At 72.5% G+C, this 23,554-nt stretch carries 23 protein-coding genes and 1 tRNA gene; 17 read left to right on the top strand and 7 right to left on the bottom strand.

The annotated features are described in order from the left end of the window. A complete protein-coding gene (locus CUC05_RS07275; protein ID WP_108665445.1) occupies window positions 1-1,404 on the top strand; it encodes a vWA domain-containing protein in 1,404 nt (467 codons plus the stop codon). Window positions 1,405-1,426: 22 nt separating this feature from the next. Here the strand turns inward: CUC05_RS07275 and CUC05_RS07280 are convergent, their stop codons facing one another. Beyond that, a complete protein-coding gene (locus CUC05_RS07280; protein ID WP_108665446.1) occupies window positions 1,427-1,990 on the bottom strand; it encodes a hypothetical protein in 564 nt (187 codons plus the stop codon). 141 nt (window positions 1,991-2,131) lie between these two features. On the opposite strand from CUC05_RS07280, the gene CUC05_RS07285 reads away from it, so the two are divergent. The 5 genes from CUC05_RS07285 to CUC05_RS07305 all read left to right on the top strand — a co-directional run bounded on the left by CUC05_RS07285 (window position 2,132) and on the right by CUC05_RS07305 (window position 5,320). Continuing rightward, the gene (locus CUC05_RS07285) at window positions 2,132-2,557 is read left to right on the top strand and encodes a hypothetical protein (protein ID WP_108665447.1); all 426 of its coding nucleotides are present in this window, start codon (window positions 2,132-2,134) and stop codon (window positions 2,555-2,557) included. A 149-nt stretch (window positions 2,558-2,706) separates the two neighbouring features. Continuing rightward, a complete protein-coding gene (nadD, locus tag CUC05_RS07290) occupies window positions 2,707-3,342 on the top strand; it encodes a nicotinate-nucleotide adenylyltransferase (protein WP_108665448.1) in 636 nt (211 codons plus the stop codon). A 1-nt stretch (window position 3,343) separates the two neighbouring features. After that, entirely contained in the window at window positions 3,344-4,714 is a 1,371-nt protein-coding gene (locus CUC05_RS07295; protein WP_108665449.1) for an LCP family protein, read from the top strand. A gap of 52 nt (window positions 4,715-4,766) precedes the next feature. Then, a complete protein-coding gene (gene rsfS / locus CUC05_RS07300) occupies window positions 4,767-5,186 on the top strand; it encodes a ribosome silencing factor (protein ID WP_205712189.1) in 420 nt (139 codons plus the stop codon). Window positions 5,187-5,247: 61 nt separating this feature from the next. Beyond that, window positions 5,248-5,320, top strand: a tRNA-Ala gene (locus CUC05_RS07305). A 93-nt stretch (window positions 5,321-5,413) separates the two neighbouring features. On the opposite strand, the gene CUC05_RS07310 is transcribed toward CUC05_RS07305, so the two are convergent. Beyond that, window positions 5,414-6,559 (bottom strand): malonyl-CoA decarboxylase domain-containing protein, encoded by a 1,146-nt coding sequence (locus tag CUC05_RS07310; RefSeq protein WP_205712190.1) that lies wholly within the window; start codon window positions 6,557-6,559, stop codon window positions 5,414-5,416. 45 nt (window positions 6,560-6,604) lie between these two features. Here CUC05_RS07310 and CUC05_RS25100 point away from each other — a divergent pair, with 45 nt between their 5' ends. From CUC05_RS25100 to CUC05_RS07325, 3 genes are all read left to right on the top strand, one after another. After that, window positions 6,605-7,261, top strand: coding sequence for a hypothetical protein (locus CUC05_RS25100; protein ID WP_170127941.1), 657 nt, complete (start codon window positions 6,605-6,607; stop codon window positions 7,259-7,261). Between the two features lie 54 nt (window positions 7,262-7,315). Further along, window positions 7,316-7,936 (top strand): pentapeptide repeat-containing protein, encoded by a 621-nt coding sequence (locus CUC05_RS07320; protein ID WP_108665451.1) that lies wholly within the window; start codon window positions 7,316-7,318, stop codon window positions 7,934-7,936. A gap of 255 nt (window positions 7,937-8,191) precedes the next feature. Beyond that, window positions 8,192-9,499, top strand: coding sequence for a D-arabinono-1,4-lactone oxidase (locus CUC05_RS07325; protein WP_157965318.1), 1,308 nt, complete (start codon window positions 8,192-8,194; stop codon window positions 9,497-9,499). Window positions 9,500-9,541: 42 nt separating this feature from the next. Here the strand turns inward: CUC05_RS07325 and CUC05_RS07330 are convergent, their stop codons facing one another. Beyond that, a complete protein-coding gene (locus CUC05_RS07330; RefSeq protein WP_205712191.1) occupies window positions 9,542-10,153 on the bottom strand; it encodes a thiaminase II/PqqC family protein in 612 nt (203 codons plus the stop codon). After that, window positions 10,150-10,776, bottom strand: a complete 627-nt coding sequence (locus CUC05_RS07335; RefSeq protein WP_108665453.1) for a TenA family protein — start codon at window positions 10,774-10,776, stop codon at window positions 10,150-10,152. Before CUC05_RS07335 ends, CUC05_RS07330 begins: the two co-directional genes overlap by 4 nt. 69 nt (window positions 10,777-10,845) lie before the next feature. Between CUC05_RS07335 and CUC05_RS07340 the strand changes: the two genes are divergently transcribed. From CUC05_RS07340 to CUC05_RS07350, 3 genes are all read left to right on the top strand, one after another. Further along, window positions 10,846-11,364, top strand: a complete 519-nt coding sequence (locus CUC05_RS07340) for a helix-hairpin-helix domain-containing protein (protein WP_108665454.1) — start codon at window positions 10,846-10,848, stop codon at window positions 11,362-11,364. 117 nt (window positions 11,365-11,481) lie between these two features. Beyond that, a complete protein-coding gene (locus CUC05_RS07345) occupies window positions 11,482-12,228 on the top strand; it encodes a ComEA family DNA-binding protein (RefSeq protein WP_205712192.1) in 747 nt (248 codons plus the stop codon). Beyond that, window positions 12,225-14,540 (top strand): ComEC/Rec2 family competence protein, encoded by a 2,316-nt coding sequence (locus CUC05_RS07350; protein WP_108665455.1) that lies wholly within the window; start codon window positions 12,225-12,227, stop codon window positions 14,538-14,540. The genes CUC05_RS07345 and CUC05_RS07350 overlap by 4 nt, the downstream gene beginning before the upstream one ends. Window positions 14,541-14,659: 119 nt before the next feature. Here CUC05_RS07350 and CUC05_RS07355 read toward each other — a convergent pair whose 3' ends face one another. Then, on the bottom strand, window positions 14,660-15,142 hold the full coding sequence (locus tag CUC05_RS07355) for a cupin domain-containing protein (protein ID WP_205712193.1): 483 nt from the start codon (window positions 15,140-15,142) through the stop codon (window positions 14,660-14,662). Window positions 15,143-15,202: 60 nt separating this feature from the next. Between CUC05_RS07355 and CUC05_RS07360 the strand changes: the two genes are divergently transcribed. The 3 genes from CUC05_RS07360 to holA all read left to right on the top strand — a co-directional run bounded on the left by CUC05_RS07360 (window position 15,203) and on the right by holA (window position 18,241). Continuing rightward, window positions 15,203-16,327 carry a helix-turn-helix transcriptional regulator gene (locus tag CUC05_RS07360; protein ID WP_108665456.1) on the top strand — a complete coding sequence of 375 codons (1,125 nt, stop codon included), beginning with the start codon at window positions 15,203-15,205 and terminating at the stop codon, window positions 16,325-16,327. Window positions 16,328-16,412: 85 nt separating this feature from the next. Beyond that, the gene (locus CUC05_RS07365) at window positions 16,413-17,255 is read left to right on the top strand and encodes an amidohydrolase family protein (RefSeq protein ID WP_108665457.1); all 843 of its coding nucleotides are present in this window, start codon (window positions 16,413-16,415) and stop codon (window positions 17,253-17,255) included. Further along, window positions 17,255-18,241, top strand: a complete 987-nt coding sequence (gene holA / locus CUC05_RS07370) for a DNA polymerase III subunit delta (RefSeq protein WP_108665458.1) — start codon at window positions 17,255-17,257, stop codon at window positions 18,239-18,241. The genes CUC05_RS07365 and holA overlap by 1 nt, the downstream gene beginning before the upstream one ends. A gap of 87 nt (window positions 18,242-18,328) precedes the next feature. On the opposite strand, the gene CUC05_RS07375 is transcribed toward holA, so the two are convergent. Further along, a complete protein-coding gene (locus CUC05_RS07375; protein ID WP_205712194.1) occupies window positions 18,329-18,727 on the bottom strand; it encodes a DUF4399 domain-containing protein in 399 nt (132 codons plus the stop codon). A gap of 158 nt (window positions 18,728-18,885) precedes the next feature. Next, window positions 18,886-20,169, bottom strand: a complete 1,284-nt coding sequence (locus CUC05_RS07380) for an MFS transporter (RefSeq protein ID WP_157965319.1) — start codon at window positions 20,167-20,169, stop codon at window positions 18,886-18,888. A 100-nt stretch (window positions 20,170-20,269) separates the two neighbouring features. On the opposite strand from CUC05_RS07380, the gene CUC05_RS07385 reads away from it, so the two are divergent. Both CUC05_RS07385 and CUC05_RS07390 read left to right on the top strand, forming a co-directional pair. Then, complete coding sequence (locus tag CUC05_RS07385) at window positions 20,270-21,982, top strand: DUF3556 domain-containing protein (protein WP_157965320.1); 1,713 nt, start codon at window positions 20,270-20,272, stop codon at window positions 21,980-21,982. After that, window positions 21,979-23,433 (top strand): phytoene desaturase family protein, encoded by a 1,455-nt coding sequence (locus CUC05_RS07390; RefSeq protein ID WP_108665462.1) that lies wholly within the window; start codon window positions 21,979-21,981, stop codon window positions 23,431-23,433. The genes CUC05_RS07385 and CUC05_RS07390 overlap by 4 nt, the downstream gene beginning before the upstream one ends. The last annotated feature ends 121 nt before the right edge of the window (window positions 23,434-23,554 follow it).

Here is a 23,554-nt window from a genome sequence, read left to right on the forward strand (position 1 = left end):
ATGACGTCCATCACCCCGCCCGACCCCCAGCTGAAGGGCCTGCAGGCCCGGCTGCTGGACTTCCAGCACGCCATGCGCGACGCCGGGGTGCCGGTGGCGATCAGCGACGGCATGGACGCGATGCGTGCGGCCGGGGTCGTGGACCTGATGGACCGCGACGTGTTCCGCGAGTCGCTGGCGGCCACGCTGACGTCCTCGGCCAGCCACCGGATGGCCTTCGACACGCTGTTCGACATCTACTTCCCGCGGACCCACGCCATGCCCGACGAGGACGAGGCGCCGGCGGGCAGCGCGCCGGGGGAGGGGGACCCGCGTGACATCCAGGACTTCCTCGCCGACCTGATCGACCAGCTGACGCAGGGTGATGATGCGGCGCTGCGGGCGATGGCGCGCGAGGCGGTCGCGTCCTACGGCCGGGTCGAGAACGCCGACGGGTCGCAGTCGTACTTCGCCTATCGCGTCTACCGCAACTTCAACCTCAAGGGGCTGCTGCGCCGGCTGATGGGCGAGGCGGGGATCGAGGACGAGGACGACCTCGTCTCGCGGTTGATGGCCGACGAGTTCGAGGCCAGGCTGCGTCGGTTCCGCGAGGAGATCGACGCCGAGATCCGTCGCCGCCAGGTCGAGCAGCGCGGGCCGGAGGCGATCGCCAAGCGCGCCGCCCGGCCGCTGCCCGAGGACGTCGACTTCTTCTCCATCACCGCTGACGAGCAGGCGCACATGCGCAAGGCCGTCCGTCCGCTGGCCCGCAAGCTCGCGACTCGCCTGGCGGTCAAGCGCAAGCGTGCCCGCGACGGGCAGCTCGACATCCGCAAGACGTTGCGTCGGGCGCTGGGCAGCGGGGGCGTCCCGATCGACCCGGCGTATCGGGCCAAGAAGATCCATCGGCCCGAGCTGGTGCTGATCTGCGACGTGTCGGGATCGGTGGCCGCGTTCGCCAAGTTCACGCTGATGTTCACCCATGCGCTGCAGGGGCAGTTCTCGCGGGTGCGGTCCTTCGCCTTCATCGACACCTGCGACGAGGTCACCCACCTGTTCGCCGACGGCGACTTCTCCGGGGGGATGGCGCGGATGCAGACCGAGGCGGACCTGGTGTGGCTCGACGGCCACTCCGACTACGGGCACGCCTTCGAGGTGTTCGCGCGCAGGTTCCGCTCGGCGCTGACGCCGCGCTCGACGGTCATCGTGCTGGGTGACGCCCGCAACAACTACCGCGCCGCCAACACCTGGGCGCTGAAGGAGATGAAGGAGCACTCCAAGCGGCTGTTCTGGCTGAACCCCGAACCCGCCGTGCAGTGGGACTCCGGTGACTCCGTCGCGTCGGACTACGCGCTGGTGTGCGACCGGATGGTGGAGTGCCGCAACCTCAACCAGCTGGCGTCGTTCATCGAGTCGATCGCCTGATCACCCGGCGGGGGAGGGGCGGTCAGACGCCGAAGCCCGGCCCGGCCGGGAACTGGTGGCCGAGCGCGTGCATGACCTGCTGCGCGATGGCCTGGTCGCGCGGCGCGAGGGCGACCTGGTCCCACAGGATCGCGATGCGGCGTGGGTTGGCGGGGTCGACGGCCACGGGCACCTCCGTCCCCTGCACGGCGGACAGGACCTGCGGGCCCCGCAGGCTGCGGAACACACGCACCGTCACCGGCCCCCGGGCGGGGTGCACGAGCTCCAGGTCCAAGCGGAAGACCTGGCTGGCGATCGGGCCGTACTCGCTCGTCCGGCTGACCGACCCGGTGGCCTGGACCGCGGCCAGTCGAGCCGTCGTGCGCTGGCCGGACTGCGCCAGCCCACGCGGTTCCCGCAGGCTGCCCCGCCGCCCGGCCAGCACCGTCCAGATCACGCCGATCAGCCCGAAACCCCCACCCATGGGCAACGTGACGAACGACGAGAGCGGCACGGCCTGTGACATGACGACCAAGCCGGCTCCGACGACCAGGAAGACCAGGCCGCCGATGGTGTACACGTTGATCGCGAAGCGTGGCTTGAGCACTGCGGACCCCTCACCTCGATGTGCCCGTCACGCTACGCCGGTCGTTCCTGCTCGTGAAGTGCTGGAGGGTCCGACGTCACCGATCGGTCATCGGCTCGGTTCGATGCGTGATCCACGGGGCAACTGGGAACCACCCGGACCATGAGCACCGACCACGACCTGGACCGCCGCCCCGACGGCGTCGACGACGCAACCGTGCGGGCCCTCGGCACCCTCGGCGAGGCCGTCGAGACCGTCGAACGTGCCCGAGGTCACCTCTACAGCTTCCACCAGCTCTGCGGGACCGCCGACCTGAAGATCGGCGAGGCCGTCGAGCAGCTGCGGGAGGCCGGCCACGACGAGGTCGCCGACGAGCTCGAGCGCGAGATCGTGGGTCGCAACGTCCTCGACGGTCGCTGGTCCTTCCAGGTCGTGGAGGAGTACGACGACGGCTACTGGTCGGCTGTCCGCGCCGCCCACCGAGGTGCCATGGACCACCTGGCCGGCGGGGTCCGTCACATCCACGAGGCCGAGATGAAGGCGCGCCGCATCACCTCCGGCCACCCGCAGCACCGCTCCACCCCCTGACCTCGTCGGATACCGGGCCGCCCGTCGTGACTACCCGACACGCGTGGGGTGGTGGACGCAGCCGACTCGCGTGGCCCGTGACGGGTGTGGCCAGTGTGGCTGGTGGGGGTGATGTTGAAGTCACCGCCGTGTAGTTAGACTCGGTGGTCATGGCAGCGCACCGGCCACGACGCCTCGGGATCATGGGCGGGACGTTCGACCCCATCCACCTGGGGCACCTCGTCACCGCCGATCAGGCGCGCGTGGACGTCGGCCTCGACGAGGTGGTCTTCATCCCGGCGGGTGCCCCGTGGCAGAAGGACCACGACGTCACCTCCGCCGAGCACCGCTACCTGATGACCGTGCTGGCGACCGCAGCCAACCCCCACTTCTCCGTCAGCCGGCTGGAGGTCGACCGGCAGGGCAGCACCTACACCGTCGACACCCTCCGCGACCTGCGCGACCGGCTGGAGGACACCGAGCTGTTCTTCATCACCGGCGCCGACGCCATCCTCAACATCCTCACCTGGAAGGACGCCGAGGAGGCCATGCGGCTGGCCACCTTCGTCGCCGCCACCCGGCCCGGCTACGACCTTTCCGCCCTCCGCGACCACGACCTGACCGAGCGCGTCATGCTGCTGGACGTCCCGGCGCTGGCCATCTCCTCCTCCGACGTCCGTGCCCGCTTCGCCGCCGGACGGCCGGTTCGTTACCTCATCCCGAGGGAGGTCGAGGAGTTCGCGCGCAAGCACGGCCTCTACGGCACCACGGGACGCGGCCTTGCGGCCGCCGAGGTGAGGGGTTGAGATGGAGACCCTGGAACCACCCGTGACCGACACCGACACCGAGCAGCCGACCGACGAACCCGCCCCGCGACAGCGCCGGGCGGGCGGACGCCGTTCGCGCCGCCAGGCCGGCCGGCGTCGGGCCCAGCGCGCCGCCCGTCGCGCCAAGCGGCTGCAGCGCCTCGCGTCGGTCATCGCCGCGATCGGCGTCGGCGTTGCGCTGGTCGTCATCGGCTCCGTCGTCCTCGACCGCGACCCCACCGACGACCCTCCCGCCGCTGAGGACGGGCCGAGCCCGGTCGCCGCGGTCGTCGACGGCAGCGCCGCGCTGCTGGTGCGCACCAGTCCGTGGACGCCGGGCGGCGACAGCACCGGCACTCGTGCCGTCGGCCTCTCGTTGCTGGCCAACGACGCCGACGCCGGGGCATCGGTGATCTTCCTCCCCTCCGACCTGCTGGTGGAGATCCCCGGCGTCGGGCTGGACCGCCTCGGCCTCGCCCAGCAGTACGGCGGCACCGACCTGACCGTCGCCACCGTCGAGAACGCCCTCGGCATCGAGCTGGCCGGCGGCCTGGCCATCGACGACCGGCAGCTCGGCCGCATGCTTGACCGGATGGGCGGCGCCACCGTCGACGTCGAGGCCCAGCTCGTCGAACGATCCGACGACGGCACCGGGGTCCTTGCGTTCGAGACCGGCGAGCAGCACCTTCCCGGCCCCCGCCTCGCCCAGCTGTGGTCCTTCCAGCAGCGCGGCGAGACCGAGCTGGACACCTACAGCCGCCAGCAGGCGGTCCTGGAGGCGGTCCTGCCCCTGCTCGCCGACGACGGCGTCCGCGAGGAGGTGCTGGCCGACGACCTCGGGGGCTTCGACACCGACCTGGAGCCCGCGGCGGTCTCGACCCTGCTCGGCGGGCTCGGCAACGCGATGGCCGACGGCCGGCTGACCTTCCACCTGCTGCCCGTCACCCCGCTCGGCACCGCCGACGATCAGCTGGCCACCAGCTACCAGATGCGCAGCGGCGACGTGGACGACCTGATCCTCCAGCAGCTCCCGGGCGCCATCCCCGAGGGAGGCGGTGCCGAGGCCGTCCCCATCCAGGTGCTCAACGGCGTCGGCGTGCCGGGGGTCGGCCAGCAGGTCGACGCGGCGCTGGAGGGGCTGGGCTTCCGCATCGTGCTCAGCGACAACGCCCCGGACTTCGACCACGACGTCACCCAGATCGTGATCTACGACGAGACCGCCGCGATGGTCGCGGCGGCCGAGCAGGTGCGGGCAGCCATGGGCGTCGGTACGATTCTGGTGAGTCGCCAGCCCCAGAGCGTCGTCGACCTGACCATCGTCGTCGGAGCAGACTTCACGGGTGGCGACGACCGGGTACCAAGCGGCCTCTGAGTCGTGTCGTTGCCCGTTGACACGGACACTCGACCCGACACGAAAAGCCGACTTGCCGACCTCCACCGAATCCATCCCCACCACCGGTGACGCCGACCTGGACCGCATCCGCGACCAGGTCCTGACCGCTGCCGAGGCCGCCTGCGAGAAGCTGGCCAAGGACGTGGCGATCATGCACGTCGGTCCCCTCGTCGGGATCACCGACTACTTCCTGGTCTTCTCCACCACCAACGACCGCCAGCTCGGCAGCGCCGTGGACGAGGTGGAGCACCAGCTCCGCGAGCACCACGGCCGCAAGCCGATCGGTCGTGAGGGGCAGAAGGAGTCCGGCTGGGTCGTGCTCGACTTCGGCGACTTCGTGGTGCACGCCTTCACGGCGGCGCAGCGTGACGTGTACGACCTCGAGCGGCTGTGGAGCGACGCGCCACGCGTGCCGTTCACCGATCCGGCCGTGGCAGCCGCCGACGGCTGAGGATCGGGAACCCGGTTTGGGTGAATCGGCAGATGTGCTGCTACACTGCCGAACCCGCAACGGGGCTGTAGCTCAATTGGTAGAGCGCTACTCTGGCAGAGTAGAGGTCAGGGGTTCGATTCCCCTCAGCTCCACGAACGACCCGCCGTGAACCGGCGGGTTTCGTCGTTCTCGGACCAGGTATCCGGCTGCCGTGGTCGGCTGTCGGGTACGTCGGGGAAGTGCCGTCAGCGCAGCAGGGCATCCACCGCCGGGCCGGTCACGATCGTGCCGTCGGTGGCGTAGGCGTCGTGGTTGGCGGCCACCCGGTCCAGGTCGTAGCGGTAGCTGCACATGGTGCCGAACGCCCGGTCCATCCCGCGGGGGGAGGGGTCGGCGTCGGGCAGGATGCGGTCGAGGACGGCGCCGTTGCCCAGGTGGAAGCGAGCGACCGGGTCCAGGGGCTGCCCGTCGTCGCGTCGGGCCTCGACCAGATACCTCGCGGCCTGGGCAGCGGGGTCGGGGGCCGGTCCGTCGGCCCATCGGGCGAGGCCGGTGATGGGGGACAGCGTGCAGAACGTCCGGACCTGCGGCAGGTCCGCGGCGATCGTCGCGGCCACCTGCTTGATGAGGAAGTTGCCGAGCGACACACCCCGCAGGCCCGGCTGGCAGTTGGAGATGGAGTAGAAGACCGCCATCGTCGCGTCCGGTTCCGCCAGGGCCTCGCGGTGCGTCTCGAGGACCGACGCGATGGTGGTCGGCAGCGTGTCGGTCAGGGCGACCATCACGAAGATCAGCGGTTCGTCGGGCATCGCCGGGTGGAAGAAGCCGTAGCAGCGTCGGTCCGATGGCCTCACCCGGGCACGCAGGTCCAGCCAGTCGGAGACCTCGTGCACCGCCTCGTTGGTGGCGATCCGCTCCAGCACGAAGGCCGGGGTGGTCCAGTCGATGCGTCGCAGCTCGAGGAACTCCCGGGTGAACCAGGAGCGCAGCAGGAAGCGGAGGTCCAGGTCGACGCGCTGCAGGTCGGGTTCGTCGTCGACAGCGGCGAGCAGGTCCCGGCGGAGGTCCACCAGCGCCCGCGTGGCGCCCTGTGCGAGGTGCAGCCGGCGCAGCAGCTCGCGTCGAGGTGGCTTGGTGGCCCGCAGCAACGCCTGCAGCCGTTCGGTGGTCTGCTGCTCGTCCCAGGCCGCAGCCGCCGCGGTGACCGCGGCCGGCACCGGATCCATGGGCCGTCCGAGGCCCACCAGCACCGCACGTCGGCCGGCGTCGTCCAGCCCCCGGTACCCGCGGAGGATGCGCTCGGCGACGCTGGCCTGTCCCCCTTCGCTGTCGGCGTCGAGGAGGGCCTCGCACTGGCGGAGCACGGCATCGGGTGTCGTCGGTGGCGTCACGGCCGCAACGTACCGCCCGGACCCCGCGGTCACCTTGTCGGCCAGGTGGCGGTCTGCAAGGGTGTGCCGATCATGTCGGGCCGGGTGTCGCAGGGAGGGGACGGTCGCGTGGAGGCCACGGGACGTGCCGCGGTGGTGGCGCTCCTCCTGTTGTTCGCCTGGGGCTGCACGGGTGGGGACGGCGACGTCGATCCCGTCGACACCGTCGCTGTCGATCCCGGGGTCACGGCGATCGACCCGTCCGGCGACGCCTCGGAGTCGGGGGAGGGTCCGGACGCCGTCCGCGTGCTCGACGCCACCCTGTGCGAGCGGCTGCTCGACGACGAGGACTTCCTCGACGCGCTGGGAGCGGTCCCGCAGGCCCCACCGACGGCCACCGTCGAGCAGGACGACGCCCTGGCCTTCGTGACGTGCGGCTGGACCGTCACCGACCCCATCCACACCATCGTCCTGCAGGTGGAGGTGGCACGGGACGACGTCACCCGGTCCCTCTTCGCCAGCAGTCGGGACGACCCGCTGGGGACTCCCGTGGAGGGGCTGGGACTGGCCGCCGCGGTCTCGGAGACGGGGTCGTGGAACGTCGATGTCGCCGAGGACGTGCGCTTCGGCTACTTCCCCGTCGCCGCCACCGAGGCCCCCGACGCCGACCGGGCCCTGGTCACCATTGTCGCGACGCGCCTGGCGGAGGAGCTCGAGCGGTGATCCCACCGGACGGGGACACCCGCCGATGACACACCCTCGACCTACGGTGGCGCGATGACCGACGTGATCGTGGACGAGCATCTCACCGACCTGGAGGGCCTGCACGGCGCCGAGCTGGTCGGCTGCACCATCGAGGGGGTGACGGCGGAGGGGCTGTCGCTGGCGGGTGCACGGCTGGAGTCGTGCCGGTTCGTCGACTGCCATCTGCGTCGCGCATCGTTCGTCGGCACGCGGATGGACGACACGACCTTCCTGCGCACCAACCTCGCCGGGGTCGACTGGACCGGTCTGGAATGGTCGGCGTTCCGCATCGGACCGGGCCTCCGCTTCGCCGACTGCACCCTCGACTACGCCACCTTCCACGGCGTGGCGCTCACCGACCTCGTCGTCCACGCCTGCCGGGCACGGGAGGTCGACTTCGGCAGCTGCGACCTGACCGGCGCCGACCTGCGTTTCACCGACCTCACCGATGCGCGCTTCGACGGCGCGACCCTGGTGGACGCGGACCTGACCGGCGCCGTCGGCTACGACTTCGACCTCACCGACGTCAGGCATCGCGGCTGTCGGGTGTCGCTGCCCGAGGCCGGCGCGCTGCTGCAGCGGCTGGGTGTGGAGGTCCATCCGGCTCCCCTCCCCGAACCCCTCGAGGACGTCCTCCGCGGCGCCACCGGCTGACGCGACCGCAGGCACGGCCGCGCAGCACCGGGTACGGCCCTGTCCGACCGTCCACCTGTGCTCCGGAGCGCGCCCGAAATCGCTGAACGGATGGTGAAAGTTGCTCGGCGAACAGTGGATGCGTTCGTTACTGTGGTGATCAGACGGCCACGTCGCTACCCCCTCAGGCGATGTGGCCGTCTTTCTTTTTCTCGCCGCGCGTCCGCTGCCCGCGGTCCTGCCGACACGGGGGCTGCACGAGGCAGGATCGGGCCCATGGCACGTCCTCCCTCCCCCCGATGGTCCAGCTGGTCCGGCGCCGTGAAGGCCAACCCCGCCCACCTCGTCCGTCCCGAGTCCGTCGCCGAGCTGGCCGCGCTCGTCACCGCCGTGGGCAAGCGGGGCGGCACCCTCCGACCCGTCGGGACCGGCCATGCCTTCACACCGGTGGCCAGCGCCGAGGACACCATGGTCCTGCTCGATGCGCTGGATCACGACCGGGTGGACATCGCCCCCGACGGCCGGTCGGTCACCGTCAGCGGCGGCACGACCCTGCGGGTGCTCGCCGACCGGCTGGCCACGGCAGGGCTCGCCGTCCGGCGGTTCGGGGACATCGACGGACCGACGATCGCCGGCGCGCTGTCCACGGGAACCCACGATTCCGGCTCGGGGCTGGGGCCGCTGCACACGGCGCTGGAGGGCATCGAGCTGGTGGACGGCACGGGCACGCTGCGCTGGGTCGACGAGGCCGACCTGCCTGCCGCACGCCTCGGGCTCGGCGCGCTGGGGGTGATCGTCCGGGTTCGCCTGGCCGTCACGCCGTCGGTGGTGCTGGCCACCCGGACGGCGAAGGTCCGGCTCGACGACGTCCTGGCCGACTTCCCCCACCACGCGGCCGACCATGACCTGGCCGAGTTCTCCTGGCTGCCGCACACCGGATGGGCGAGGCTGCGCCTGGGGGACATCACCGACGAAACCCCGACCCCCTCCATGACCGTCCGGCGGGCCGCCGACCGCGTCGCCGACCGCGGCAGCACCTGGCTGGCGGGGCAGGCCGCCCGCACCTTCCCCGAACGGTCGGGGCTGGCCGCCCAGCTGCTGGCGGCCACCACCGCCGACGTGGCCAGCCGCCGGCCCGGCCACGAGGCGGCACGGGCCCTCCCGCCGCTGCGGTTCCAGGCGATGGCCTTCGCGGTGCCGGCCGACGTGCTCGTGCCGCTGATCCGCCAGCTCGAGGCGCTCGTGGCGAGGGACGACCTGCCGCTGGTCCTGCCGGTGCGGGTCCGTCCCGTCGCCGCCGACACGAGCGCATGGTTGTCACCGATGTGGGACCGCGAGTCGGTCGTGGTGTCGGTCCGCACCGTGCGCGGCATGCCCTACACGGCGTTGTTCCGGATGGTGCAGCAGCTGTGCAGGGGCTTCGGCGGGCGGCCGCACTGGGGGTTGATGCACACCCTCGGCGCCGAGGAGCTGTCCGGCCTGTACCCGCGCTGGGACGACTTCGCGTCGGTGCGACGGCGGCTCGACCCGCAGGGGGTCCTGGAGTCGCCCTACCTGCGGCGGGTGCTCGGCCCGGTCAGCTGACCCTCTCCCCCTCGCGGTGGGATGGCTCGTCAGCGCAGGCGGTCAGCCCGGCAGGGTCATCGACCAGAACGCGGCTTCGTGGTCGAGCACCTCGTCGAACGCCGCGCGGGCCGCGGCGGTCGGACCGTCGGGCAGCTCCCGGTCGACGACCATCGACAGGTCGGTGACGAACCCGGCGAACTCGTCGTTGGCCCAGTGGGTGACGTACTCCTCGAACGCCGGTGCTCCGGGCAGCGCGCCCTGCCAAGCGGTCAGGTACGCCGCCTCGACGGCCCACATCGCCGTGACGGCCTCGGGGTAGGGGCGGGCGGCCAGGCGCAGCAACGCGGCGTTGTAGGCAGCCGTCTCCGGCAGCTCCGGCCCGGTCAGGTCCAGGCCACGACGCGCGGCGATCTCCTCGAACCACTCGAGCTCGGCGACGAAGGCGCTGATCCCGCCGTTGACCAGCGCGAAGTCGGTCCGGGGTGCGGTCCGCAGCAGCAGGCCCCACGCCCGCACCAACGTCTCGACGAACCGGTGATCCTGCTCGAGCCACCGGTCGAACGCCGCATCGTCCAGCGTGCCGTCGCGGGTCCCGTCGAGGAACGGCGAGGTCGTGGCCCTCGCCCAGCGCTCCCGGTCGGCGGTCAGCAGGGCGGTCGAGGCGGTCGTCACGGTGCCGCACCGATCGCGTGGGCGCTGGCGAAGAAGTCCAGCTCCAGGCGCATTGCGGTGGCGTAGTGCTCTGCCATGCGCCCGGGGTCACCACCCAGCCGGTCGATGAGGGCCTCCAGGGTGGCGGCGAGCGCCTCGAACTCGGGATCGGCGTAGGTGCGGACCCACCCGGCGTAGGGCGACCCGGGGTCGAGGTCGGGCAGCAGCTGCTGGCCGAGCCAGGCGTACAGCCGCATGCACGGCGCCATCGCGGCCAGGGCGTGCGACATCGGTTCGAGCGCGGCGACCTGCAGCAGGAAGTCGGTGTAGGCACGTGTCGCCGGGGTGGGGGAGGGGTGCAGGTCGACGTCCCACTCCGCGGCGTAGGCCGCGTGCAGGTCCAGCTCGTCCATCGCGCCGTTGAGGAGGGTCCGGCAGGCCCGGAGCGCCTCCGGGTCGGGCGACTTGGCCAGGCACAGCGCGTAGGCGCGCGCGAACGCGTCGAGGAAGAACGCGTCCTGCCCGACGTAGTGGCGGAAGGCGTCCAGCGAGGTGGACCCGTCGGCCAGCCCGGTCACGAACGGGTGCCTCAGGCAGGCGTCGGCGATGGGGGCGTTGCCCGCCCACAGGGATGAGGAGTTCATGGCGCCGAGGATGGTAGACGGCCCGGCCGGTGTGCCTGCGGGGCGTCGTTCGCGGTAGCGTCTGCTGTCATGCGGATTCGTCCTGGAAAGCTGTTGCTGTTCGTCGTGCTCGCCGGAGGCGCTGCCGTGGTGCTCAAGCAGCGCCAGGACGGCGTGGGTGAGCTGGCCCCGTCGTCGCCGAGCGAGCCGTTCATGACGCCGTCCCCGGCTCGCGAGAGCGCGTCGGTGCGTCCGCCGGACACGGTCATGCCCGAACCCGACGCAGACGACGCGGCCGACCTCTCCGAGGCCGACACCGCCGAGATCGTGCTGCCGTCCGGCGCCGAGCCGGGCCCGCTGCCCACACCGCCCCACGGGCCGTTCACCACTGCCCCCGACGGACCGGCTGATGACCTCAAGCGCATCAGCGGCGTCGGGCCCAAGCTCGAGGCCATGCTGAACGAGCAGGGCATCACCACCTTCGCCCAGCTCGCCGCCCTCGACGACGACGATGTCGACGAGCTGCAGGCCCGCCTGCCCCAGTTCCCCGGCCGCATCCGCCGCGACGACTGGGTGGCCCAGGCCACGCGCTTCGTCGAGGAGGGCTAGCCGCCCTCCCCGCCAGGGGTGACCCACCCGCCTGTCGTGTGGCGGGGCGGGGGAAGTTGTCCACACCCGTGGTGACGCGGCGGTCCACGACGACCCCGTCGTGTCCAGCATGGGGCCGTGGGCAGCGACCGGTGGACCGAGGTGGCCAGGCGTGCCGGGATGACCCCGGCCGAGGTTGCGGCGCTCGCGATCCTGCTGGCCGGGGCGGTGGCGTTGACCGCGGTCGTGTGGTGGACCGGCACCGACCGTGCCGCTGACGCGGACCGGGCACCCATCGCCATCGGCTTCGCCGACGAGCAAGCCGACGACGAGCAGGCCGCTGGCGGGCCGTCCGCCGGCCGGTCGCCGCCGGGCAGTGCAGCGGGGGAGGGGACTGCCGCGGGTGACCACCCGTCCGCAGCCGAACCAGCGGCGACCGTCGTGGTCGACGTCGCCGGACTCGTCGTGGCACCCGGGCTGGTGGAGCTGCCGGCGGGTGCACGGGTGGCCGACGCCATCGCGTCGGCCGGTGGGGTGGCGCCCGGCGCCGACACCACGGTGCTGAACCTCGCACGCGTCCTGGTCGACGGCGAGCAGGTGGTCGTGACCGACGGCACGACCCCCGCGCCGGTGGCGGCTGGTCCCGGCGGGGTCCCCGGCACCGGGACCAGCGGCCCCGTCCTGCTGCCCGACGGACGGCTGGACCTCAACGCCGCCACCGTGGCGGACCTCCAGGACCTCCCCGGGGTGGGCCCGGTCACCGCCGAGCGCATCGTCGCCCACCGCGAGCAGCTCGGGGGTTTCAGCGACGTCGTGCAGCTGCTGGAGGTCTCCGGCATCGGCCCGGCACGCTTCGCCGACCTCGAGGCGCGGGTGGGCGTGTGACCGGGCCGACCGCATCGGTGGTCGCCGCGGCGGGATGGGCTGGTGCCCTCGTCGGCAGCTGGGTCGGGTTCGGGTCGGTGTCGTCGTCCTGGGCGATCGGCCTCGCTGGTGTCCTGCTGTTCGGCGCGATGCTGGGCGTCGTGGCCCGTCGCGGTCCCGAGGTGGGCCAGCGGTCGGGGCGGCAGGTGCGATGGACGGTGGTCGCGGCGGTCCTGACGGCCGTCGTGGCCGGCATCGGCGGTGCCGGCCGTGCTGCTGCCGTCGTCGGCGGACCGCTGGCCCAACGTGTCCGGGGTGACGCCGCTGCGGCAGCCAGCGACGTGGCGGTGCAGCTGGACGTCGTGATGGTCGGGGACCCACAGCCGGGTGCGCTCGGGGGCTGGTGGGCGTTCGCCCGGGTGACAACCCTGACGGTGCCGGGCGAGGCCCCGGTCACCACCCGGGAGCGTGTGGTGCTGCGCAGCACCGCGCCGTCGCCACCGATGGGCGCGCCCGCGAGCGCTGCGGGGCTCGCCGCGGCGATCGACGGCGACGCGGCCGCGTGGTTCGCCCGACAGGGGGCGGCCGTCGAGGTGCGCGCGATCGAGCTGCACGCCCTCGGAGGGCCGCCGGCGTGGCTTGCCACCACCACGTGGCTGCGGGAGCGGCTGCGGACCGTCGCCGGACGGTCCCTCGACGAGGCTCGGGCCAGCCTGCTGACGGGGCTGGTCACCGGTGACGTCCGGGGCCAGCCGGCATCCCTGGCCGACGCCGTCGACGCGGCCGGTCTGTCGCACCTCGTCGCGGTCTCCGGCTCGAACGTCGCGCTGGTCGTCGGCGGGATGCTGGGTGCGTGCCTGCTGTTCGGGGTGGGTCGTCGTGCGGGGTGGGCGGTCTCGTTGGCGACGGTCTGGTGGTTCGTCGTGCTGGTCCGGGCGGAGCCGAGCGTGCTGCGTGCCGCCCTGATGGCCAGCCTGGTCCTGGTCGCCGCGCTGCTCGGCCGGCTGCGTGACACCGCCCACCTGCTGGCCGTGGCCGTGCTGCTCGCGGTGCTGCTCGACCCGTTGCTGGCCGGTCGGATCGGCTTCGTCCTGTCGGTCGCCGCGACGATCGGGGTCCTGGTCGTGACCCCCCGGGTGCGTGAGCTGATCCCCGGGCCCAACGGACTGCGGACCGTCCTCGCCGCCACCATCGGCGCCCAGGCGACGGTCGCGCCGGTCCTGCTGGCGGTCGGCGGGCACGTGGGGGCCTCGGCGCTGCTCGCCAACGTCGTGGCGGTCCCGGCGGCTGCGGTCGGCAGCGTGCTGGGTGTCGCCACCGCGCTGCTGGCCACGGTCGGTCCGACCACGGCGGTGGCGGTCGGGCGGCTGGCGGGTGGACCGCTGTCGGTGGTGGTCTGGGCCGCCGAGACGTTCGGCGGCTCCGTCGGCCAGCAGGTCGATCGGGTCGCCCCGTGGGTCCTGGGGGCGGGGCTGCTCGGCTGGATGGTTGTCCGAGCGGTCCGGGCTGGGGTGGTCGCCCCACGGCTGGCGGGCGGTGCGTCGGGAGCCGTGGCCTCGGTGGCGATCGTGGTCGTCGTCCTGGTCGGCGCGCCGGCCGGCACCCTCGGCGAGGGCGTGGTGCTGGTGGCGCTCGACGTCGGACAGGGGGACGCGGTGCTGGTCGGGGACGGCACCGCCGGCTGGATGCTGGTCGACGGCGGCCCGGACCCCGTCGCGTTGCGTCAGGCCCTGCGCCGCCACGACGTGGACACCCTCCGCCTGGTCGTCCTGAGCCATCCACACGACGACCACCAGGCGGGGCTGGACGGGCTGTTCGACGACATGGACGTCGGTGCGTTGGTGATCGGGCCGTTGGCACCGACGGCGGTGGAGGATCCCGACGGCGTCGTGGCGCAGGCCGAGGCCGCCGGAGTCGACGTCCAGCCGGTCCACGAGGGCAGCGCGTGGCGGTTCGGCCGCCTCGACGTCCGGGTCCTGTCCCCGCCGCCCGGCGGGATCGCGCTGGACGCCAACGAGAGCTCGGTGGTCCTCGGGCTGCGGGTCGACGGCGGTGCGAGCGCGCTGCTCACCGGCGATGCCGAGGTGATCGCCCAGACGCGGCTGCTGTCCGCTCCGGAGCTGATCGACGTCGACGTGCTCAAGGTGCCGCACCACGGTGGCGCGACCAACGCCGAGGGGTTCCTGGCGGCGACGACGCCGGCCGTGGCGATCATCAGCACGGGCGCGGGCAACCCGTTCGGCCATCCCCATCCCGACGTGCTGACCGACCTGGTCGGCGTCGATGTGCGTCGAACCGACCTGGACGGCGACGTGGTGGTCGCCCTCGACTAGGTGTTGTTGCCCAACGAGGTCTCCTGTCGGCGTGGGCTGGATCGAGACCCACGACCGTGGTCGCGGAGTGCGAGGCCGTCCGAGCCACCTCTGAGGACTGTCCGAGACCCGGGCGTGGCCTACCCGAAGGTCAGGGCGTGCTGCTCGACGATGGGGACGGTGGCGTCCATGTCGATGTCGCAGCCGTAGGGCAGGATCCGCGGGTCGGACGCGAAGTCGAACTCGCCCTCGATGTGGTCGATCGTCCTGAACAGCTCCTCCAGGCCACCCGGGGTGATCAGCTCCATCAGTTGCGCCGGTTCGTCGGCGGCGTTCCAGAACGTGTGCCATTCGTCACGTGGCTTGACCACGACGTCGCCGACCTCGGCGACGACCTCGAGGTCGCCCAGCCGGGCCCACACGCGACCCTCGAGGATGATGGAGAACTCGTCCTCGCGAGAATGGCGATGCATCGGAGCGGCGATGGACCGTGGGGCCAGGAGGTGCTCGACCAGGGCGACCCGTCCACCCCACTCCCGCGAGTCGATGACGAACCGGTCCCGTACCCCGTGCGGCGGGCCCAGGATCTCCCCCTCGCCCGCGCGGATGAGACGTGTGCCCATGCGACGGATGCTGGTGAAGATGTGCTTCCGTGCCCATCCCACAAATGTGATAGTGGCCCAATGGCCGCGCCAGCCGTGATGTCCACGCAACGGGTGCTGGACCGTCTGCAGGACGCAGCACGGGCCGGCTCGGACCTCGTGACCCTGTGGCGGACCGTCACACCGCTGCTGCAGCAGGCCCTGCCCCACGCGGGATCGCCGTGCTTCTTCACCGTCGACCCCGAGTCCCTCATCGTGACCAGTCACTTCCAGGAGGGGCTTCACGCCATACCCGCCGAGTGGCTCGCGCGGGAGTACGCCCGTCCCGACCACAACGCCATGGTGGAGGTGATCCGCTCTCGCACGGGGGTGGGGACGCTGCACGACGCCACGGGCGGCCGTCCCGAGCTCGCCCGGAAGTTCCACGAGGAGATGCAGCCCTTCGGCTGCGAGCAGGAGCTGGTCTTCGCCCTCCGGGCCCGGGACGGCACCACATGGGGGGCGGTGGGGCTGTACCGCGAGGCCGGTCAGCCGTTGTTCGACGACAGGGACACCGCCGTGGCCGCTGCGGCAGGCCGAGCCCTGGCCGAGGGCACCCGCTTCGCCGCACGCCTCGGGCAGGCCAGCGAGCCCGACCTCGACGACCCGCCCGGGCTGGTCCTGCTGGACCGCTGGTACGACGTGGTCTCGGCGACCCCGGCTGCATCGCGCTGGCTGGACGAGCTCGACGGCGACCTCGATCGGCTGCCACCGGTCGTCGTGGCCGCCGCCGGGGCCGCGCTGGCCGGTGGTGAACCCTCCGCACGAGCCCGAGGTGCGTCCGGGCGATGGCTCGACGTGCACGCCGCCCCGACGCGGCCGGCCGGTCGTGTGGCCGTCGTGCTGCAGGCCGCCAACCCGATGCACCTGTCGGAGCTGCTGATGGCCGCCCACGGGCTGACCCGCCGCGAACGCGACGTCGTCCGCGAGCTCATCGCTGGACGATCGACCGTGCAGATCGCCCGTCGGCTGGGCATCACGCCGGGCACCGTGCAGCAGCACACCAGCCGCATCCTCGCCCGGACCGGCACCCGCAGCCGCGGCGAGCTGGTCAGCCTCGTCTTCCGGTCCCGCTACCTACCGCGTGTCCGCGACAACGAACGACGGACCCAGCAGGGCCTACCGGTCCGCGACGGCCCCTCACCCCTGCGCCCGTCGTCTGGATGACGACGCGACCACGACCTCGGCGTCGGTACGTCGTGGGCGTGGCGGCTGGTCGCCCCCGGGCCGCGCCGCTGCCATCCTCTCCGCCATGCCCACCGCTGGTCTCGTCGACACCCACGTCCACCTCCTGCCCGACCGCTTGGCGCAGGCGATCCGGCGGGTGTTCCGGGACATGGGCATGGATCGGTTCGCCTACCCGCTGGACCCCGCCGACGTCCTGCGGCAGCACGTCGCCGACGGGTTCTCCACCGTGTGGACCCTGCCCTATGCCCACCAGCCGGGGATGGCAGCACGGCTGAACGCCGACGTCGCAGCCCTGGCCCGCATGGTGACCACCGACCGGACCCTCGTGGTGCCCGGCATGACCGTGCATCCCGCCGACGACGACCCCGCCGCCGACGTCGAGGCGGGGCACGACGGTGGCGCTCGCGTCCTGAAGCTCCACTGCTCGGTCGGCCGCTACACCCCCGATGACCCACGGCTGGCCGGGGCGCTGTCGGTCGCAGGGGAGCGGAACGTGCCGGTCGTCGTCCACGCCGGACACGCCGTCTCGGGACGGACGGACGCGGACGAGCTCGAGGCGTTGTCGACCGCGTGCGCCCGGCACCCCGACACGACGTTCGTGATCGCCCACTGCGCCCAGCCGGCCACCGCGCGGTCGCTGGAACTCCTCGCGCGCCACGCCAACGCCATGGCCGACCTGACGCCCGTGGTGGTCGACCTCGTCGACCTCGACCCCGCCCAGCTCGAGGCGCACCACGACCGGCTGCTGCTGGGCACCGACGCCCCCAACACCGCCGTCCCGGCCCGGCGGGTCCTGGACTGGCTGGACGACGCCGGCCTCTCGGCGGACGCGCGTGCCGCGATCACCGGCGGCAACGCCCGACGGCTCGTGCCCGATGTCACAGGGCCTCCGTACACTTCGCGGTGATGTCACGACCTCCCGCGTACCTGTTCACCGGACCCGAGCAGCTGCTCGTCCGACGGGCTGCCGACCGCCTGCTCGCGGAGCTGCGGCAGGAGGCCGGCGGTGAGCTCGACATCACTGAGGTCAGGGGCAGCGACCTCGGTGAGGACTCCCTGCCCGACCTGCGCACGGCGTCGTTGTTCGCGGTGCCCCGGGCCTACGTGGTCCGTGACGCGCAGCTGCTGCCCAAGGTCGCCGCCAACGCCCTCAAGTACGAGGTCGAGCACGAGACGGCGTCCGCCACGATCGTGCTGATGGCCAGCGGCACCAAGGCCATCATGGGCCTCGCCAAGGTCGTCAAGGCCGCCGGTGGGCGCGTCGACGTCGCCCCGCCTCGCGAGTTCGAGGAGAAGGCCTGGCGGTCGCTGGTCAACGACGAGTTCCGGCTGCACGACCGCTCGGCGTCCCAGGACGCGGTCGAGGCGGTCCTCGACGCCTCCGGGCTGTCGGTCAACGCCATCGCCGAGAAGGTCGCCCAGGCCTGCGCCGCCGCCCCGAAGGGCAAGACGGTCAGCCGTGAGGTCGTCGACCAGGTCGTCGTCGGCCACGGCTCCCGCGGCGCGTTCGCCGTCGCCGACGCCATGTGCGACCGTGACCCCGCCACGGCCCTCCGGCTCCTGCGGGGTTGCCTCGAGGCCGGTGACCACCCCGTGATGATCCTCGGGGCCCTCACCTACAAGATGCGCCAGCTCGTCGCCGTCGCCGCCAACGTCGACGGGCGCTCAGTGGGGCTGTCGATCTCCCGCCCCATGGCCAGCCGGCTGCAGGGTGCCCGCCGCAACTTCGGTCCGGGCGAGCTGACCGCGGCGCTGCAGCACCTCGCCGCCTGCGACCTCGAGATCAAGTCCGGCGACCTCGACCAGAACTTCGCGATCGAGCGGGCCGTGCTGGGCGTCGCCAGCCGGGAACGGCTGCCCGTCCCCGACCCCGACCGCGAGATCCTGCGCTGACCCGCCGCGCGTCACGCACGGTCCGGCACGATGACGGCCGGCCCCTCGGGGACCGGCCGTGCGTGCATCTGGCGTCGCGAGGTGCGCCTACTCGACGGTGATCGTGATCTCGTCGGTCAGGTCCAGCGCGGTGTGCTCGCCGTCGCCGGCCTGCAGGCACAGGGTGTGCTCGCCCGGCTCGAGCTCCAGCTCGGCGCTGGTCGACCCGTCACCGAAGTGGATGTGGTTGTCGTCGCCGGGGATGGTCTCGCCGACGGCGACACAATCGACGTCGACCATGACGTGCATGTGCCCGGCGTTGTCGTTGACCTCGCCGGCCTCCTCGACGGTGAAGTCGCCCGTGGTCTCGAAGTCGACGGTCACCGGGCTGGAGACGGTGTCACCGTCGGCCACGCCGCCGAAGGCGATGGAGGAGGCCTCGTCGTCGCCGCTGCTGCAGGCGGCGAGGGCCATCACGAGGACAAGGGCAAGTGCGGAGTACTTCACGATCTGGGTGTTCCCTTCTGTGTCTGGACAGGCCACGTGGATCGCGACCCTGACTGCAGCCGGTCGTCGGACCAGCCCTCCCGTTCGAGGGACCTGCGCCACCCCCCGTTCATCGAGTGGCACAGGGGGATTGCACCAGAGCGTCGGCCACGGGGCAACTACTGCGGTCGTTGGATGGTCTCGCGGAGGAGGGCGAGGGCGGCGACGCCGGCGGTGCCGACGGCCGTGAACATGGCCACGGTCACCCCCGCCCTGTCGGCGATCAGCCCCTCCAGGCCCGCGGCGATCGGCCTGACGCCCAGGAACGCCATCCCCCACAGGGCCATGACCCGGCCGCGGACGTGGTCGTCGACGTGCAGCTGCAGGGTCGTGTTGAGCGTGGTCGTGGCATGGAGGAACCCGGCGCCCGCCACGGCCATGCCGGGCAGCAGCACCAGGGCGTCGGTCGCCAGCGCACCGATCGACAGGCCGATCGCCAGGACCGCCAGCCCCGTGCTGGCCTGCAGGCGGGGGCCGAGGCGATCGCGGACGGGTTGCACGACCAGCGAGGACGCGGTGGCGCCGGCGCCGAACGCCGACCCGATGCCGCCCACGAGCGCCGCGCCGGCGCCGAGCCGCTCGGCGAGCGCTGGTGCGAGCGTCAGGACCGGGTCGGTGGCGAACCCCAGCGCGACGGTGGCCAGCATGGGGACCGCAACGGCCCGGTCCCGGCGCGCCAGCTCCAGCCCTGCCCACACCGACGGCGACGCCTCCGTGGTGTCGGTCGTGGCGTTGGTCAGTCGCGGGGGTACCTGCTGGTTCCCCAGCCAGAGCAGCACCCCGAGGAAGATCGCGAAGGTCGTGGCGTTCACGCCGAAGGCGAGCGCGGCCCCCGCCGCGGCCACGAGCCCGCCGGCCAGCGCCGGGCCGATGGCCCGTGCCAGGTTGAAGGTCACCGAGTTGAGCGCGATGGCCTGGGCCAGGTCACGGCGGGGGACCAGCGAGGGCACGTAGGCCTGGAGGGTCGGCAGGCCGATGGCGTAGCCGGCCCCGATGAAGCAGGTGAACAGCGCGATCGGCCACACCAGCCCGGGGGAGGGGTCGACGAACACCAGCAGGACCGCCAGCCCGACGGCACCGCCGAGCCCCGACAGCTGGGCACCGACGAGCAGCCGTCGACGGTCGAGCCGATCCGACAGCTGCCCGGCCCAGGGGGCGAGGACCAGCGTGAACGCGTACTGCAACCCACCGACCAAGCCGACCAGCGTGCTGGAGCCGGTGGCCTGGAAGACCACGATGCCGATGGCGACGTTGTGGAACCAGTTGCCGGTGTTGGACAGCCACTGCCCGACGACGTAGGGGCCGAACCGACGGTCGGCGAGCAGCTGCCCGGCACCGCGCGGGGCGTCCTCGGACTCGGCCTGGGGCTCGGGGTCGTCGGCGTCGGTGCTGGAGGAGGTCACGGGTGGACAGCCTGCCCGAGCGCCGAGCCGCTGCCACATTCGGGCCATGCAGCCCTCGGTGCTGCGGGGTGCGGGGTAGGTTCCCCCAAGCATGGGCCTGATGTCACCCGAGCAGCCGCACTACGACCTGGCCGAGTACCGGACGTTGCCCTACCACGACCGCGTCCGCCTCGCCTGCGTCGACTGGGTGCACTGCGGGTTCGGTGCGCCGGTGTCCGCATACCTGTTCTACCTCCTCAAGATCGGCCTCTGGATCGGGGGGTGGGTCCTGTTCGTCGGTGCCTCGGGCGTGGATGGCGGCGTCGCCGACTGGTGGCTGTCACCGATCGCGTTCGTGAAGGCCATCGCCTGGACCATGCTGTGGGAGGGCATGGGGTTCGGCTGCGGCTCCGGACCGCTGACCGGCCGGTACTGGCCGCCGGTCGCGGGGCTCGGCCACTGGCTGCGGCGCGGCACGATCACCCTGCCGCCCTTCCCCGACCGCCTGCCGCTGATCGCAGGAACCCGCCGGACCGTCCTCGACGTCGCCCTGTACGCGGCCTACCTGGCGGCGGGGTTCGCCCTGCTGCTCGCCGACGTGGTTCGACCCGCCATCGTGGCACTCGTCCTGGTGCTCCTCGCGCTCGTCTCCCTGCGCGACAGGACCGTGTTCCTCGCATCCAGGGGGGAGCACTACGCCACGACCCTGCTGGTGCTGTGCGTCGGGATGGCCGTCGCCGGGTCTGCTGGCATCTCCGCCGGCACGACCTGGGCCCAGGTGCCGGTCGGGGTCGTGGCCGGCGCCAAGGCCGTCCAGGTGTCGATCTGGTGGTGGGCCGCGACCTCCAAGCTCAACCACCACTTCCCGTACGTGGTCGGCGTGATGCTGACCAACCATCCGCTCAACCGGTTCCCGTCGATGCGTCGCAGGCTGGTCCGGGCCTACCCCCACGACCTGCGGCCGGGGACCGTCCCCACGGTGCTGGCGCACGGTGGTACCGCCATCGAGTACCTCGTCCCCCTGCTCCTGGTGCTCTCCGACGGCGGTCCCGGCACCACCATCGGCCTGCTGGTCATGGTGGCCTTCCACGGCTGGATCTTCTCCAGCTTCGCGCTGGGCGTCCCGCAGGAGTGGAACGTCCTGTTCGTCCATTCCGCCCTCGTCCTGTTCGGCACCAACGCGGCCGTCAAGCCGTGGCAGCTCGGATCGCCGCTGCTGTGGGCCATCCTCGTGGTGGCGTTGGTGGCGGTGCCGCTCGTCGGCAACCTGCGTCCGGACAAGGTGTCGTTCCTCCCGTCGATGCGGTACTACGCCGGGAACTGGGCGACGTCGACGTGGCTGTTCACGCCCGAGGCGCTGGCCCGGTTCGACCGGCAGGTGCCGAAGGTCGCCGACGAGCTGCTGACCCAGCTGCGGCGCTTCTACGACGACGACGCCAACGAGGTCTCGTTGTCCCGCGTTCCTGCGTTCAGGGCCATGCACCTGCACGGGCGGCTGGTCCAGCGGCTGATCTGCCGGGCGGTGGAGGACCCCGACGACTGGGTCATCCGGGAGGGCGAGCTCGTCGCGGGCATGGCGCTGGGCTGGAACTTCGGCGACGGGCACCTGCACGACGAGCAGCTGCTGGCGGCCGTGCAGGAACGGTGCGGGTTCGCCCCCGGCCAGCTTCGTGTCGTCGCTGTGGAGTCCCAGCCGATGCACGACGCGACGTGGTCCTGGCGGATCATCGACGCCGCCGACGGGGTCCTGCTGCGTGGTGCCGCCCCCGTCGCAGAGGCGCTCGCCCAGCAGCCGTGGCCCGATCCCGTGCAGGGAACGGTCGTGGGGCGGTGAGGCAGCGGAGGACGCGTGGCGCCGGGCACGACGCCGTCGTCGTCGGGGGCGGGCCGAACGGGTTGGCCGCCGCGATCACGTTCGCCCGAGCCGGACGTTCGGTCCTGCTGCTGGAGGCCGCCGACCGGATCGGCGGGGCCTGCCGGTCGGCGCCCCTGCTCGGTCCCGGCTGGGTCAACGACCTCGGATCGGCGATCCACCCCATCGCCAGGGCTTCACCGTTCTTCGCCGAGCTCGACCTCGAGTCCCACGGCCTGGAGTGGGTGACCCCGCCGGCGTCGGTCGGCCATCCGCTGGACGGCGGCCGCTCGGCGATCGCGTGGCACGACCTCGACCGCACCGTCGAGGGGCTCGGGCGGGACGGGGCGACGTATCGCCGTGTCGTGCAGCCCCTCGCCGACCGGTTCGAGGACCTGATGGACCTCTCCCTCCGACCGGTGCTGCGGGTCCCACGCCATCCGCTGTTCGCCGCCCGCTTCGGCGTGCAGGCCGCCGTGCCCGCCCGCTGGTACGCCAAGGGCCTGTTCCGCACGGACGCGGCACGTGCCCTCTTCGCCGGCCATGCCGCGCATGCCGTCCTGCCGCTCGACCGGCCCCTGACGAGCTCGTTCGCGCTGATGTTCGGCGCCACGGTCCACACGGTGGGGTGGCCGTTCCCCCGCGGAGGAGCGGGCGCCCTGGCCGACGCGCTCCACCACTGCCTCCTCTCCCTGGGGGGCGAGGTGCGCACCGGGCACGCCGTACGCTCCATGGCCGACATCCCGCCGGCCGACCACGTCGTCCTTGCCCTGACGCCGCTGCAGGTGCTGCGGATCACCGGCGACCACTTCCCGGTCGGGTACCGCTCGTCGCTGGCCCGCTTCCGCTACGGCCCCGGGCTGTTCAAGCTCGACCTCGGCCTGTCGGGGCCCATCCCGTGGACCGACCCCGACCTGCACCGGACCGCCACCGTGCACGTCGGCGGCACCGTGGACGACGTGGCGCGGGCCGAACGCGTCGTGGCCGCTGGCCACCACGCCCGCGAGCCGTTCCTCGTCCTCGCCCAGCACAGCCGCTTCGATCCCAGCCGAGCGCCCGACGGCAAGCACACCGTGTGGGTCTACTGCCACGTGCCGAACGGGTCGACGCGAGACATGACCGAGGCGATCGAGCGCCGCATCGAACGCTTCGCACCCGGGTTCCGGGACCTGGTCGAACGCCGCCACGCCTCCACCACCGCCGACCTCGAGGCCTTCGACGCCAACCTCGTCGGCGGGGACGTCGGTGGCGGCAGCCACGGGGGGTTGCAGCTGCTCCTCCGGCCCCGCCCGCAGCTGGTGCCGTGGGCCACCCCGGACCCGTCGATCTGGATCGGATCGGCCTCGACGACGCCGGGAGGCGGGGTGCACGGGATGGCCGGTCACCAGGCTGCGGAGGCTGCCCTGGCCGCGTCGAATCGACCAACCGTTTGACTGAATGCAGTTCAGCTGTCTGATTGTCGGACATGTCACGGAACGGAAATCGGAACGACGTTCCGGTGACCCACGGCGTGTCGAGCATGACCCGCCTCGGTGCACCCGCCGTTGCACCGTC

Source organism: Euzebya rosea (assembly GCF_003073135.1).
Taxonomy (GTDB): domain Bacteria; phylum Actinomycetota; class Nitriliruptoria; order Euzebyales; family Euzebyaceae; genus Euzebya; species Euzebya rosea.